The following is a 14,067-nucleotide window of genomic DNA, read 5'->3' on the forward strand; positions in this document are numbered from 1 at the left end:
GTTATGACAGCATGGCGAGGAGCTGGCATGGAACTTGCATAATAAAAGGCGGAGTCGAAACAAGAGAGGTGGTAACAGATGAAGCTGAAAGATTTGATCGGCAAAGCATCGATGTACAAAAACAAGACCATTGCGGTTGCCCATGCTGAGGATGAGGAAGTGATCCGGGCTGTAAAGCTGGCAGCCGAGCACCTATCCGCCCGTTTTTTGTTAGTGGGCGACAGCAAGAAACTAAACGATCTGACATCATCTATGCAAGGGCATCATGTGGAAATCGTTCATGCCGATTCGCCTGAGGAATCGGCAAAATTAGCAGTTCGTGCTGTGCATCACAAAACAGCGGACGTTTTAATGAAAGGGAATGTGCCGACTTCTGTTTTGCTTAAAGCGGTGTTGAACAGACAGGAGGGGCTTCGGTCATCCAGTGTCCTTTCCCACGTGGCTGTGTTTGATATACCGGACTTTGACAGATTGATGTTTGTGACAGATTCGGCTATGAATATTGCCCCTTCGCTGGAAGAGCTTCGGCAGATTTTGCAAAACGCCGTTCATGTGGCTCATGCAGTAGGGAACAATATGCCAAAAGCAGCTGCTTTGGCAGCGGTCGAAACGGTGAACCCGAAAATGGAAGCGACAGTGAATGCTGCTGCTCTTGCTCAAATGTGCAAAAGAGGCCAGATCAAAGGCTGCATTGTTGATGGACCGCTTGCTTTGGATAACGCAGTATCACAAATTGCTGCAGCCCAGAAAAAGATTTCGGGAAATGTAGCGGGCAACGCTGATATCCTTCTCGTCCCAACAATTGAGGCCGGCAATATTTTATATAAATCACTAATTTATTTTGCGAAGGCCAGCGTGGCGGCTGTGATTACGGGAGCAAAAGCGCCGATTGCCTTAACGAGTAGAGCGGATTCCGCTGAAAATAAACTGTATTCTATTGCGCTAGCGATATGCGCATCTGAAGAATACACACACTAGGAGGAACGAACATGGAACTTTTTAAATATATGGAGAAATACGATTACGAACAATTGGTATTCTGCCAAGATGAACAATCAGGCTTAAAAGCGATTATCGCAATTCATGATACAACGCTTGGTCCGGCGCTTGGCGGAACGAGAATGTGGACATATGAAAATGAAGAAGCGGCAATTGAAGACGCGCTCAGACTGGCAAGAGGCATGACCTATAAAAACGCGGCAGCAGGCTTAAACCTTGGCGGCGGAAAAACAGTGATAATCGGCGATCCGCGCAAAGATAAAAATGAAGAAATGTTCCGCGCGTTTGGCCGCTATATTCAAGGACTGAACGGAAGATACATTACAGCTGAAGATGTAGGCACAACGGTTGAGGATATGGACATTATTCATGATGAAACAGATTATGTCACAGGGATTTCTCCTGCTTTCGGCTCTTCTGGAAATCCTTCCCCAGTTACAGCGTACGGGGTGTACAGAGGAATGAAAGCAGCCGCTAAAGCTGCTTTCGGAACCGACTCTCTTGAAGGGAAAACCATCGCTGTACAGGGTGTAGGGAACGTAGCCTACAACCTATGCCGCCACCTGCATGAAGAAGGGGCAAACTTAATCGTTACGGATATCAACAAACAGTCAGTACAGCGCGCAGTTGAAGATTTTGGCGCCCGTGCGGTTGATCCGGAAGAGATTTATTCACAAGACTGCGATATTTATGCGCCGTGTGCCCTTGGTGCGACAATCAACGACGACACCATTAAACAGCTGAAGGCGAAAGTCATCGCGGGTGCGGCTAACAACCAATTAAAAGAAACACGCCATGGCGATCAAATTCACGAAATGGGCATCGTTTACGCACCGGATTATGTCATTAACGCTGGCGGCGTCATCAACGTGGCAGATGAGCTTTACGGCTATAATGCAGAACGCGCATTGAAGAAAGTTGAAGGCATTTACGGCAATATTGAGCGTGTACTTGAAATTTCTCAGCGTGACGGCATTCCGACGTATTTAGCGGCTGACCGCTTGGCAGAGGAACGGATTGAACGCATGCGCCGCTCAAGAAGCCAGTTTTTGCAAAACGGTCACAGTGTATTAAGCAGACGTTAAGAAATTGATCTGGAGGTTATGAAAGTGCTACATGATGAAAAACGCATTCTCACAATTAATCCAGGCTCAACTTCAACGAAAATCGGTGTTTTTCATAACGAACGAAGCATTTTTGAAAAAACATTGAGACACAACATAGAAGAGCTGCAGCGATTTGACTATATTATTGATCAGTATGAATTTCGTAAAAACCATATTCTCGAAACGCTTCATGAACAGGGAATCAATATCTCAAAGTTTGATGCAGTCTGCGCCAGAGGCGGCCTTCTCCGGCCGATTGAAGGCGGAACTTACGAAGTGAACGATGACATGATTGAGGACTTGAAAAGCGGCTATGCCGGCCAGCATGCTTCTAATCTCGGCGGTATTATCGCGCGAGAAATCGCTGACGGTCTGAATATCCCTTCGTATATCGTCGATCCTGTTGTCGTAGACGAAATGTCAGTGCTCGCAAAAATTTCAGGTATGCCCGAAATTGAACGGAAAAGTATTTTCCATGCGTTAAACCAAAAAGCTGTCGCCCGTAAGGCGGCAGCCTCTCTCGGCAAACGATATGAGAACATGAAAATGATTGTTACCCATATGGGCGGCGGGATTACAATTGGCGTCCATGACCACGGGCGAGTGGTAGATGTCAATAACGGCCTTCACGGAGAGGGGCCATTCAGTCCTGAACGTGCAGGAACAGTGCCTGCGGGAGATCTTGTGAATTTATGTTTTTCAGGACAGTATACAAAAGAAGAAATCATGAAAAAACTGGTGGGCACCGGCGGGCTTTTCGGCTATCTCGGTACGAATGACGCAGTAAAAGTGGAACAGATGATTCAGGGGGGCGATGAAAAAGCCCGTTTCATTTTTGATGCCATGGCGTATCAGGTAGCAAAGGAAATCGGGGCAGCCAGCGCTGCATTAAAAGGTGAAGTTGAAGCGATTGTGCTGACGGGAGGACTTGCGTACGGCAAAAGCTTTGTTTCCAATATCAGATCATACATAGATTGGATTTCAGACGTTTTAGTCTATCCGGGAGAAAATGAACTGCAGTCTCTGGCCCAAGGGGCGCTCAGGGTATTGCTGGGCGAAGAGCAATCCAAACAATATCGTATTGAATAGACAGACTAGGAGTGAGTCACCATGGCAACTGAGTATGACGTAGTCATTCTGGGCGGCGGTACCGGCGGTTATGTTGCGGCCATCAGAGCCGCTCAGCTCGGCTTAAAAACAGCCGTTGTGGAAAAGGAAAAACTCGGGGGGACATGTCTGCATAAAGGCTGTATCCCGAGTAAAGCGCTGCTTAGAAGCGCGGAGGTATACCGGACAGCTCGTGAAGCCGATCAATTCGGAGTGGAAACGGCTGGCGTGTCCCTCAACTTTGAAAAAGTGCAGCAGCGTAAGCAAGCTGTTGTGGATAAGCTTGCAGCCGGTGTGAATCATTTAATGAAAAAAGGAAAAATCGACGTGTACGACGGATATGGCCGTATCCTCGGACCGTCAATCTTCTCCCCGCTGCCGGGAACGATTTCTGTTGAACGGGGAAATGGCGAAGAAAATGACATGCTAATCCCGAAACAAGTCATTATTGCAACAGGATCAAGACCAAGAATGCTTCCGGGTCTTGAAGCGGACGGCAAGCATGTATTGACTTCGGATGAGGCTCTCCAAATGGAGGAGCTGCCAAAATCGATCATCATCGTCGGCGGAGGCGTTATTGGTATCGAATGGGCGTCTATGCTTCATGATTTTGGCGTGAAGGTAACGGTTATTGAATACGCGGACCGCATATTGCCGACTGAGGATCAAGACATTTCAAAAGAAATGGAAAGTCATCTTAAGAAAAAAGGCATTCAGTTCGTTACAGGGGCAAAAGTGCTGCCTGACACAATGACAAAAACGTCAGACGACATCAGTATACAAGCGGAAAAAGACGGAGAAACCATTACTTATTCTGCTGAAAAAATGCTAGTTTCCATCGGCAGACAGGCAAATATCGAAGGCATCGGCATAGAAAACACCGATATTGTCACTGAAAAAGGCGTCATTTCAGTCAATGAAAGCTGTCAAACGAAGGAATCTCATATTTATGCAATCGGAGACGTAATCGGTGGCCTTCAGTTAGCTCACGTTGCATCGCATGAAGGAATCATTGCCGTTGAGCATTTTGCAGGTCTCAATCCGCATTCGCTTGATCCAACGCTTGTACCGAAGTGCATCTACTCTAGTCCTGAAGCTGCCAGTGTCGGCTTAACAGAAGATGAAGCAAAGGCGAATGGGCACAATGTCAAGATCGGCAAGTTCCCATTTATGGCAATAGGAAAAGCGCTTGTATACGGAGATAGCGACGGATTTGTAAAAATCGTGGCGGATCGTGACACGGATGATATCCTCGGCGTGCATATGATCGGCCCTCATGTCACAGACATGATTTCAGAAGCGGGGCTTGCCAAAGTACTGGACGCGACGCCGTGGGAGGTCGGACAAACGATTCATCCGCATCCGACGCTTTCTGAAGCGATTGGAGAAGCAGCGCTTGCCGCAGACGGCAAAGCCATTCATTTTTAAAAGCACAAAGGAGGGGCTTGAATGAATACAAACCGACATCAAGCACTAGGGCTGACTGATCAGGAAGCCGTTGATATGTATAGAACCATGCTGTTAGCAAGAAAAATCGATGAAAGAATGTGGCTGTTAAACCGCTCTGGCAAAATCCCGTTCGTGATCTCTTGTCAAGGACAGGAAGCAGCGCAGGTAGGGGCGGCTTTTGCTCTTGACCGTGAAATGGATTATGTACTGCCGTACTACAGAGACATGGGCGTCGTGCTGGCGTTTGGCATGACAGCAAAGGATTTAATGATGTCCGGGTTTGCCAAAGCTGCAGATCCAAACTCAGGAGGCCGTCAGATGCCGGGGCATTTCGGACAAAAGAAAAACCGCATCGTGACAGGATCGTCTCCAGTAACAACGCAAGTTCCGCACGCAGTCGGCATTGCGCTGGCGGGACGTATGGAGAAAAAGGATATCGCAGCCTTTGTTACTTTTGGTGAAGGCTCTTCAAACCAAGGCGATTTCCATGAAGGAGCAAACTTTGCCGCTGTCCATAAGCTGCCGGTGATTTTCATGTGTGAAAACAACAAATACGCAATCTCAGTGCCTTACGATAAGCAAGTCGCATGTGAGAACATTTCCGACCGTGCCGTAGGCTATGGAATGCCTGGCGTAACTGTGAATGGAAATGATCCGCTGGAGGTTTATCAAGCGGTGAAAGAAGCGCGTGAACGCGCGCGCAGAGGAGAAGGCCCGACATTAATTGAAACGATTTCTTACCGTCTGACACCGCATTCCAGTGATGACGATGACAGCAGCTACAGAGGCCGTGAAGAAGTAGAGGAAGCGAAAAAAAGTGATCCTCTGCTTACTTATCAAGCTTACTTAAAGGAAGCAGGCCTGCTGTCCGAAGAGACAGAACAAACCATGCTGGATGAAATCATGGCAATCATAAACGAGGCGACAGATGAAGCGGAGAACGCTCCTTATGCAGCTCCTGAGTCAGCGCTCGATTATGTGTATGCGAAGTAGGGAGGAAGTACAAATGTCAGTAATGTCATATATTGATGCGATCAATTTGGCAATGAAAGAAGAAATGGAACGAGATTCACGTGTCTTCGTTCTTGGGGAAGATGTAGGAAAAAAAGGCGGTGTATTTAAAGCCACAGCCGGCCTGTACGAACAATTTGGAGAAGAGCGTGTTATGGATACGCCGCTTGCTGAATCAGCGATCGCCGGTGTCGGTATCGGAGCGGCTATGTACGGCATGAGACCGATTGCCGAAATGCAGTTTGCTGATTTTATTATGCCAGCAATTAACCAGATTATTTCTGAGGCAGCTAAAATCCGCTATCGCAGCAATAATGACTGGAGCTGCCCGATCGTTGTCAGAGCCCCTTATGGTGGCGGCGTGCACGGAGCGCTTTATCATTCTCAATCAGTCGAAGCGATTTTCGCCAATCAGCCCGGACTGAAAATTGTGATGCCTTCAACGCCATATGACGCGAAAGGCCTCTTAAAAGCCGCAGTTCGTGATGAAGATCCGGTGCTGTTTTTTGAGCACAAGCGCGCGTATCGCCTGATAAAAGGAGAGGTTCCGGCAGATGATTATGTCCTGCCAATCGGCAAGGCTGATGTAAAACGGGAAGGCGACGATATCACAGTGATTACATACGGCCTGTGTGTCCACTTCGCGTTACAGGCTGCAGAACGTCTCGAAAAAGATGGCATTTCAGTGCATGTGGTGGATTTAAGAACGGTTTATCCGCTCGATCAAGAAGCAATCATCGAAGCCGCATCAAAAACCGGTAAGGTCCTTTTGGTCACAGAGGATACAAAAGAAGGCAGCATCATGAGTGAGGTGGCCGCGATTATATCCGAGCATTGTCTGTTCGACTTAGACGCGCCGATCAAACGGCTTGCAGGTCCTGATATTCCGGCTATGCCTTATGCGCCGACAATGGAAAAATACTTTATGGTCAACCCTGATAAAGTGGAAGCGGCGATGAGAGAATTAGCGGAGTTTTAAAGACGTAAGGAGGATACAATCATGGCAATTGAACAAATGACGATGCCGCAGCTTGGAGAAAGCGTGACAGAGGGGACGATCAGCAAATGGCTTGTCGCCCCCGGTGATAAAGTGAACAAATACGATCCGATCGCGGAAGTCATGACAGATAAGGTGAATGCAGAGGTTCCGTCTTCTTTTACAGGTACGATAACAGAGCTTGTGGGTGAAGAAGGCCAGACCCTGCAAGTCGGGGAAATCATTTGCAAAATCGAAACAGAAGGCGCCAATCCGGCTGAACAAAAACAAGAGCAGCCGGAGGCGTCAGCAGCAGCTGAGACACCTGCACCTGCCGCAGAAAACCGCGCCGAAGAAGCCAGTCAGCCCAATAAAAAGCGCTACTCGCCAGCTGTACTTCGTTTGGCCGGAGAGCACGGCATTGATCTTGATCAAGTGACAGGAACAGGTGCCGGCGGCCGCATTACGCGAAAAGATATTCAGCGCATCATTGAAACAGGCGGCGTGAAAGAACGACCTGAGGAGCCTAAAACAGCAGCTCCTGCGCCTTCACCAAAACCAGAGCCGAAGAAGGAAGAGATTTCATATCCTGCGTCTACAGCCGGAGATAAAGAAATCCCTGTCACAGGCGTGAGAAAAGCAATTGCTTCCAATATGAAACGAAGCAAAACAGAAATTCCACATGCTTGGACGATGATGGAAGTCGACGTCACAAACATGGTCGCATACCGCAACAGCATAAAAGATTCCTTCAAGAAAACAGAAGGCTTTAATTTAACCTTTTTCGCCTTTTTCGTCAAAGCGGTCGCTCAGGCGTTAAAAGAATTCCCGCAAATGAATAGCATGTGGGCGGGCGATAAAATCATTCAGAAAAAGGATATCAATATTTCAATCGCAGTTGCGACAGAGGATTCTTTATTTGTTCCGGTGATTAAAAACGCTGATGAAAAAACAATTAAAGGCATTGCGAGAGAAATTACTGATCTTGCCAAAAAAGTTAGAGACGGAAAACTCTCAGCAGATGATATGCAGGGGGGAACGTTTACCGTCAACAACACGGGTTCGTTCGGATCTGTTCAGTCGATGGGCATCATCAACTACCCTCAGGCTGCGATTCTTCAAGTGGAATCCATTGTCAAACGCCCGGTTGTCATGGATCATGGCATGATTGCTGTCAGAGATATGGTCAATCTGTGCCTGTCCTTGGATCACAGAGTGCTTGACGGCCTTGTGTGCGGACGATTCCTCGGACGCGTGAAACAAATTTTAGAATCGATTGACGAGAAAACATCTGTTTACTAATAAGCAAAAAGAGCATTTTTTGAAACATAACTTCAAAAAATGCTCTTTTTCTATGCAGCATTATTCAGCGATTCGGATTTTCATTTCGACCCGATATTCTTCTTGTTTTTTGGGTGAGTAATGAATCGGTATAATTAACTCGTAAACATCACTGGCAACTGTTAATTGGTGGTCTGCGATATACTTGATAAGCTTCTGTAAGTTGAGAAAATAATGCTCAGGTGAAAAATTATACGCGATACAAACATATCTGCCCTTAGGAATCGTTATGATTTCCATATCCGGCGTAATGGCAGAAATTTGTTTATTCGTCAATACAGGCGTAAAGATATGGCGGTAAGTCATTTCATCAATGCTGGTGTACGGCTGAAATGAAAAAGTGGCACCGTAGCTATTGTTCGTAAATCCATCTGCTGATTCGATAAAATTTTTTAATTTGCTGTAGGAGGCGTTGAGCACGTTTTCAGGCCCGATTCCCTCTGCCTCTGTCTGAATGATACGTGTTTCTTCTTCATCTAAAACAAACACCTCGCCGAGCGCAGGGTATTCCATCTGCCGTTTCATCCGCTTTTTCACCAGTGAAATGGTTTCTTCCAATGCTGATAAAAAGTCCAATTTCTCCCTGATTTGCTTCTCTTGCTCTGTATAAAAAGCAAATAGTTCTCCCATTTCTAAGTCCTGTGCCTTTTTCATCTCTTCTAAAGGTGTGCCGATATATTTCAATGATTTGATCAGATCCAGATGAATGAGCTGAGAATCTGTATAATAGCGGTAGTTGGTATCCGGGTCGACGTAGGCGGGTTTAAATAAATCAATTTTATCGTAATAACGGAGCGCTTTAATCGACACGTTTGCCAGTTTTGAAACTTCTCCAATTGAGTAATACGATTCTTTCATGCCACCACTCCTTCTATGATCAGTATAATGAAAAAGCGCATACTTTGCAGTACACAAAGAATGCGCTTTTTATTATGTGCTGGCTTTGAGATGTGCAGGCGCTTTCCAAGCAATGGTCAGCGCAATGCCTATGGCTAAAGCTGCCGTTGCAAAGTAGAATGGGTAGTTTACATCAATATCGAACAGCATTCCGCCGATAATAGGCCCGAATACATTGCCGATACTTGTAAACATTGAATTCATACCGCCGGCGAACCCCTGTTCATTTCCCGCAATCTTTGACAGATAAGTCGTTACCGCAGGCCGCATGAGATCAAATCCGACAAATACGGTGACTGTAACTAGCAGAATCGCAACATAAGAATTCACGAATGTCATTAAGAATACCAGGCTCGTCGAGAGAATTAAGCTATACCGAATTAAATGGATTTCGCCAAACCACCTTGTAAAGCGGTCGAATAAGACGACTTGCGTAATGGCGCCAACAATCGCTCCTCCTGTAATCATAATAGCAATGTCGCTGGCCGTAAATCCGAATTTATGGTCAACGAATAACGCAAATAAAGATTCAAATGACGCTAAACCAAAAGACGAAATCAGGATAATGAGAAAAGCAATGAAATACATGGGTGCAAAAATTCGTTTGAAGCCTGTCTTCTGCCCTTTTATGTCCTGATTTTCAGGATTTCGTTCCGGCTCGCGCAGCGTGAGCATTGATAAAATGGCTGCTAGCAAGGCAAAGGCTGCCGCAAAGAAAAAAGGCAAACGGGAATAGATTTCCGCTAAAAACCCCCCGATGCCAGGACCGATAATAAAGCCTGTTGAAATAGCGGCTGACATATAACCTAGCGCTTTCGGCCTTGTTTTAATGGTCGTGATGTCAGCGATAAAAGCCGTGACCCCAGGCATAATAAAGGCAGCGCTGACACCGCCAAGCATACGGGAGATAAATAAAACCTCAACTGTTTTTCCGATGCCGAATAAAAACTCCGAAACACTAAAGAACAACAGGCCGATCACGATCATAATTTTACGTCCGAAGCGGTCAACCCATCGTCCGCCTATTGGTGAAATAATGAGCTGTGTAACAGCGAAGCAGGCAACCATATAGCCGACCGCGGTGCCCGATAAATGCAACTCATTCATAATGGTAGGTGTTACCGGAATCACAAGTCCGATCCCCAAAAACGCAATAAATAAATTGGTTAATAATATTGTTAAGGTGATATTTTGTTTCTCCATGTAACTTCCCCTTTTTCGAAAGTGTATCCCTTATACTCTAATGCCTCCTCTTAGAGGAGAGTCAACGGATTTACAAAATCTTTACGGGACTAGCATATCAATGTGCCGCGGCAGGACTTGAATTACCGCGGGCGTATGAGTATAGACTTCTCCATCTGTATCAGCCTTTTTGACAGTGTCTGTTTCAATTTCGATACGAGAGGCCTGGATATAGGACAGCTCTCCGGTAAAACGATCAATTGTGCCCTGTTCCATGCTCATCAGCTCCCGCAATGCGGAGAGATTGGTGCCGCGGCAAATGAGGATATCGAGTAAGCCGTCATCTATACTGGCATCCGGCAGGGGAATTCGGTTCGTTCCAATGTATTGTCCGTTCATAACTAGCAGCATAACGGCTTCTTCTTTAATTTCTTTTCCATCAATTTTTAATGTCATCGGAAACGATCCGGCAGATGAGACTGTTCGGAGTGCACTTGTAAAATAGCTGATTTTTCCCAATAATGCTTTTGAGGTTTCGTTGATTTGATTCGACGTTTCTGTAATCAGACCGATCCCCCAGAAATTTAAAAAATAACGCTCGTTCATCTGACATACGTCTACGCTTGTTTTTTTTCCTGACACAAGTGCTTCCGCCGCCTTTGCGAGATTTTGAGGGATGCCCAGCACTCTTGAAAAGTCATTGCATGTTCCGCCGGGCAAAATCCCGACCGCAGGCTTTCTTTCTAAAGCGCTGATGCCATTAATGCATTGATGGACTGTACCGTCGCCGCCGAGAATAAAGACGGTGTCGACAGAATCATCAATGGATTGGCAAAAATAATACGCATCGTCTTTTTTCTTTGTCTGTCTAATGATCACCTCATCTAAAGCTTGTGATAATACCGGTACCACAGCCCCTAACGCTTTTTCTATATTTTTGTTGCCGGCATTTCCGTTATGAATCAGTAACGCTTTCCGGTGGCTCATACAAAACTGCTCCTTTATTTTACATCTGGTTATATAATCCCCTTTTTCTGTAAGCTGTAAACGGAGACCAAAAAAGTGTACGGTCAAGCAATGTTATTTGCCGATATGGGCGTTTCCTTGCTATCATAAGAACAGATGATGAAAAAGGAGAGGTCTTCATTGAACATGGACTTTAATTTATTTATGAATGATATTGTCCGCCAAGCGAGACAAGAAATTACCGCTGCCGGATACACTGAGCTGAAAACCGCTGAAGAGGTGGATGAGGCACTTACGAAAAAAGGAACGACGTTAGTCATGGTAAACTCTGTTTGCGGATGCGCCGGAGGAATTGCAAGACCGGCTGCATACCATTCCGTTCACTATGATAAAAGACCTGATCAGCTCGTTACCGTCTTTGCCGGACAGGATAAAGAAGCGACAGCGCGAGCGCGTGACTATTTTGAAGGATATCCGCCATCTTCTCCGTCCTTTGCGATTTTGAAAGACGGAAAAATCATGAAAATGGTAGAGCGCCATGAAATTGAAGGCCATGAGCCGATGGCAGTAGTGGCAAAGCTGCAAGAAGCTTTTGAAGAATATTGTGAAGAAGTATAAGACGAAAAACCCGGGTGCCTAAGCGGCCCCGGTTTTTTTATGCATAAAATCCCAAAGAGATATGAATAAATATTAAGAGATTATTCAATCCAATTATGCAATGAATCTATTTTTATCTAGTAATACCGTTGGAAAAATAAGCTTGAAGATAATTTTTAAAAATAGTATTGCATAAAAATGAGAAACTGTTTAAAATACAAATTAACGAATAAATATTCAAATACACCAAAAGTAATGAATACGGGGGAAATGGATCATGAAAAAATGGCTCTTATTACTTGTAGCTGCTTGCATCACCTTTGCATTAACTGCGTGCGGCTCAAGCAATTCAGGTTCAGAAAGCGGAAAGAAAAAATTAATTATGGGTACTTCGGCGGATTACAAACCGTTTGAATATAAAGAAGGAGATAATATTGTCGGCTTTGATGTAGAGCTGGCAAAAGCTCTGGCAAAGAAGGCAGGCTATGAAATTGAAGTGCAGGATATGGACTTCAACAGCTTAATTACAGCGCTTAAATCAAAACAGGTGGATCTCGTTCTGTCAGGAATGACACCAACGCCTGAGCGTAAAAAACAAGTTGATTTTTCCGATGTGTATTACACAGCGAACCATATGATTGTCAGCAAAAAAGACAGCGGCATTCAATCTTTGAAAGACCTGAAAGGAAAAACAGTTGGCGTTCAGCTTGGCTCTATTCAGGAAGAGAAGGGGAAAGAGCTTTCTCCGGAATATGGTTTTAAAACAGAAGACCGCAACAGAATTTCTGATTTGGTGCAGGAAATCAAATCTGACCGTTTCGATGCCGCGATTATTGAAGACATTGTTGCAGAAGGGTATTTCAAATCAAATGATGACCTGCAAGGCTTTGTGATTCCTGATGCGAAAGCGGAAGAAGCCGGTTCAGCAATTGCTTTCAGAAAGGACAGTGAACTGACAGACAAATTCAATAAAGCGCTCAAGGAAATGAAAGATAACGGAGAGCTTGAGAAATTGAAGAAAAAATGGTTCACTGGCGAGAAGTAAAAAAAAGCGGCTCAACTTTTTCGTTGAGCCTTTTTATTGAATAGGAAACTTTTTCCTGTAAGAAAAGGAGACAAAGGCTATGAATTTGGATTTTTCAGCAACGATCCCCCAAATTCCTTTTATATTAGAAGGCTTGGCAATTACATTAAAAATTGTTGTTGTATCTGCTATTATCGGACTTATACTCGGTATTGTGCTAAGCTTATGCAAGATCAGCACATTCCGCCCGTTTATCTGGATCGCTGATTTTTATACATCAGTGTTCCGAGGCACGCCTTTAGTGCTGCAGCTTATGATTGTCTATTTTGGCCTTCCTCAGCTGCTCGGATTTCAAATTGACCAGTTTTGGGCTGCGGTTGTCGCATTGTCTTTGAATTCCGCCGCTTATGTATCGGAAATTATCAGAGCCGGAATCAATGCCATTGATAAAGGGCAAAAAGAAGCTGCTGTTGCACTCGGTGTCCCGTATGGAAAAATGATGAAGGATCTGCTGCTGCCGCAGGCCTTCAAAAATATATCACCTGCAATTGTGAATGAATTAATTACGTTAACAAAAGAATCGGCGATCGTCACCGTCATCGGGCTTGGTGATGTCATGAGACGCGCATATCAAGCTGGCGCCGCCACTTACAATTACCTTGAGCCGCTTATTATCGCGGGATTGATTTATTATGTGCTTGTCCTGATTTTAACGTTTATCGGCAAGGCTGTAGAAAGGAAGCTGAAATCCAATGATTAAGGTTGAAAAGCTGTCAAAATCATTTGGGAAACACGAAGTATTAAAAAACATTTCAACAACAATCGCTGAGGGTGAGGTTGTTGCCGTGATCGGTCCTTCAGGCTCAGGCAAATCAACGTTCTTACGCTGTTTAAACCTGTTGGAAAAGCCTAACGGCGGAACCATTACAATAAAAGACACAGAGATTACGAAGCCAAAAACCAACACATTAAAGGTCCGGGAAAACATCGGGATGGTTTTTCAGCATTTTCATCTCTTTCCGCACAAAACGGTTCTCGAAAACATCATGTACGCGCCTGTCAATGTAAAAAAAGAATCAAAACAGGCTGCAAAGGAGAAAGCTGAGGACCTGCTCCGCAAAGTCGGTTTGTTTGAAAAGCGAAATGACTATCCAAACCGTTTGTCTGGCGGACAAAAACAGCGTGTCGCGATTGCCAGGGCTCTTGCGATGAATCCGGACATCATGCTGTTTGACGAGCCGACCTCCGCCCTTGATCCAGAGATGGTCAAAGAAGTGCTACAGGTCATGAAAGAGCTGGTCGAAACCGGCATGACCATGGTGATTGTCACACATGAAATGGGCTTCGCAAAAGAAGTGGCAGACCGTGTGCTGTTTATGGACCAAGGAATGATTGTCGAAGACGGCAATCCG

General features: G+C 45.3%; 14 protein-coding genes. 11 read left to right on the forward strand and 3 right to left on the reverse strand.

The features are described 5' to 3' along the window. The first annotated feature begins 78 nt into the window (after positions 1-78). The 7 genes from yqiS to RAC86_RS07085 are packed head-to-tail and all read left to right on the forward strand — an operon-like array spanning position 79 to position 7,950. Positions 79-978 carry a phosphate butyryltransferase gene (gene yqiS, locus RAC86_RS07055; protein ID WP_014114330.1) on the forward strand — a complete coding sequence of 300 codons (900 nt, stop codon included), beginning with the start codon at positions 79-81 and terminating at the stop codon, positions 976-978. Between the two features lie 11 nt (positions 979-989). Then, positions 990-2,084 carry a branched-chain amino acid dehydrogenase gene (gene bcd / locus RAC86_RS07060; protein ID WP_003236852.1) on the forward strand — a complete coding sequence of 365 codons (1,095 nt, stop codon included), beginning with the start codon at positions 990-992 and terminating at the stop codon, positions 2,082-2,084. 18 nt (positions 2,085-2,102) lie between these two features. Continuing rightward, complete coding sequence (buk, locus tag RAC86_RS07065) at positions 2,103-3,194, forward strand: butyrate kinase (protein WP_014114329.1); 1,092 nt, start codon at positions 2,103-2,105, stop codon at positions 3,192-3,194. A 21-nt stretch (positions 3,195-3,215) separates the two neighbouring features. Then, positions 3,216-4,640: a dihydrolipoyl dehydrogenase gene (gene lpdA / locus RAC86_RS07070; protein ID WP_072566526.1), complete on the forward strand. Its 1,425-nt coding sequence runs from the start codon at positions 3,216-3,218 to the stop codon at positions 4,638-4,640. Between the two features lie 21 nt (positions 4,641-4,661). Then, positions 4,662-5,654: a 3-methyl-2-oxobutanoate dehydrogenase subunit alpha gene (gene bfmBAA / locus RAC86_RS07075; RefSeq protein ID WP_072566525.1), complete on the forward strand. Its 993-nt coding sequence runs from the start codon at positions 4,662-4,664 to the stop codon at positions 5,652-5,654. 13 nt (positions 5,655-5,667) lie between these two features. Beyond that, positions 5,668-6,651, forward strand: coding sequence for a 3-methyl-2-oxobutanoate dehydrogenase subunit beta (gene bfmBAB / locus RAC86_RS07080; protein WP_061186905.1), 984 nt, complete (start codon positions 5,668-5,670; stop codon positions 6,649-6,651). Positions 6,652-6,672: 21 nt separating this feature from the next. Next, positions 6,673-7,950, forward strand: a complete 1,278-nt coding sequence (locus tag RAC86_RS07085) for a dihydrolipoamide acetyltransferase family protein (protein WP_072566524.1) — start codon at positions 6,673-6,675, stop codon at positions 7,948-7,950. Positions 7,951-8,010: 60 nt separating this feature from the next. Here RAC86_RS07085 and bmrR read toward each other — a convergent pair whose 3' ends face one another. The 3 genes from bmrR to RAC86_RS07100 form a co-directional block, all read right to left on the reverse strand. Beyond that, positions 8,011-8,847, reverse strand: coding sequence for a multidrug efflux transcriptional regulator BmrR (gene bmrR, locus RAC86_RS07090; RefSeq protein WP_061186907.1), 837 nt, complete (start codon positions 8,845-8,847; stop codon positions 8,011-8,013). Between the two features lie 72 nt (positions 8,848-8,919). Next, entirely contained in the window at positions 8,920-10,089 is a 1,170-nt protein-coding gene (gene bmr, locus RAC86_RS07095; RefSeq protein WP_014114323.1) for a multidrug efflux MFS transporter Bmr, read from the reverse strand. 81 nt (positions 10,090-10,170) lie between these two features. Continuing rightward, on the reverse strand, positions 10,171-11,055 hold the full coding sequence (locus RAC86_RS07100; protein ID WP_014114322.1) for a YegS/Rv2252/BmrU family lipid kinase: 885 nt from the start codon (positions 11,053-11,055) through the stop codon (positions 10,171-10,173). Between the two features lie 159 nt (positions 11,056-11,214). On the opposite strand from RAC86_RS07100, the gene brxB reads away from it, so the two are divergent. The 4 genes from brxB to artM all read left to right on the forward strand — a co-directional run. Next, positions 11,215-11,652, forward strand: coding sequence for a bacilliredoxin BrxB (gene brxB, locus RAC86_RS07105; protein WP_003226477.1), 438 nt, complete (start codon positions 11,215-11,217; stop codon positions 11,650-11,652). 256 nt (positions 11,653-11,908) lie between these two features. Then, the gene (gene artP / locus RAC86_RS07110) at positions 11,909-12,676 is read left to right on the forward strand and encodes an arginine ABC transporter substrate-binding protein ArtP (protein WP_080529520.1); all 768 of its coding nucleotides are present in this window, start codon (positions 11,909-11,911) and stop codon (positions 12,674-12,676) included. A 79-nt stretch (positions 12,677-12,755) separates the two neighbouring features. Beyond that, the gene (artQ, locus tag RAC86_RS07115) at positions 12,756-13,415 is read left to right on the forward strand and encodes an arginine ABC transporter permease ArtQ (RefSeq protein ID WP_003230340.1); all 660 of its coding nucleotides are present in this window, start codon (positions 12,756-12,758) and stop codon (positions 13,413-13,415) included. After that, positions 13,408-14,067, forward strand: a 660-nt coding sequence (gene artM / locus RAC86_RS07120) for an arginine ABC transporter ATP-binding protein ArtM (protein ID WP_377885452.1), incomplete at its 3' end; no start/stop codon positions are given. The genes artQ and artM, both read left to right, overlap by 8 nt.

This window comes from Bacillus sp. LR_5 (genome assembly GCF_042709275.1).

Bases quoted from the DNA above. Each gene is read 5' to 3' on its own strand.
- RAC86_RS07100 (WP_014114322.1), bottom strand. From the start codon at position 11,055: ATGAGCCACCGGAAAGCGTTACTGATTCATAACGGAAATGCCGGCAAC.
- yqiS (WP_014114330.1), top strand. From the start codon at position 79: ATGAAGCTGAAAGATTTGATCGGCAAAGCATCGATGTACAAAAACAAG.
- bmr (WP_014114323.1), bottom strand. From the start codon at position 10,089: ATGGAGAAACAAAATATCACCTTAACAATATTATTAACCAATTTATTT.
- lpdA (WP_072566526.1), top strand. From the start codon at position 3,216: ATGGCAACTGAGTATGACGTAGTCATTCTGGGCGGCGGTACCGGCGGT.
- bfmBAB (WP_061186905.1), top strand. From the start codon at position 5,668: ATGTCAGTAATGTCATATATTGATGCGATCAATTTGGCAATGAAAGAA.
- bmrR (WP_061186907.1), bottom strand. From the start codon at position 8,847: ATGAAAGAATCGTATTACTCAATTGGAGAAGTTTCAAAACTGGCAAAC.
- bcd (WP_003236852.1), top strand. From the start codon at position 990: ATGGAACTTTTTAAATATATGGAGAAATACGATTACGAACAATTGGTA.
- artP (WP_080529520.1), top strand. From the start codon at position 11,909: ATGAAAAAATGGCTCTTATTACTTGTAGCTGCTTGCATCACCTTTGCA.
- artQ (WP_003230340.1), top strand. From the start codon at position 12,756: ATGAATTTGGATTTTTCAGCAACGATCCCCCAAATTCCTTTTATATTA.
- RAC86_RS07085 (WP_072566524.1), top strand. From the start codon at position 6,673: ATGGCAATTGAACAAATGACGATGCCGCAGCTTGGAGAAAGCGTGACA.
- bfmBAA (WP_072566525.1), top strand. From the start codon at position 4,662: ATGAATACAAACCGACATCAAGCACTAGGGCTGACTGATCAGGAAGCC.
- buk (WP_014114329.1), top strand. From the start codon at position 2,103: ATGAAAGTGCTACATGATGAAAAACGCATTCTCACAATTAATCCAGGC.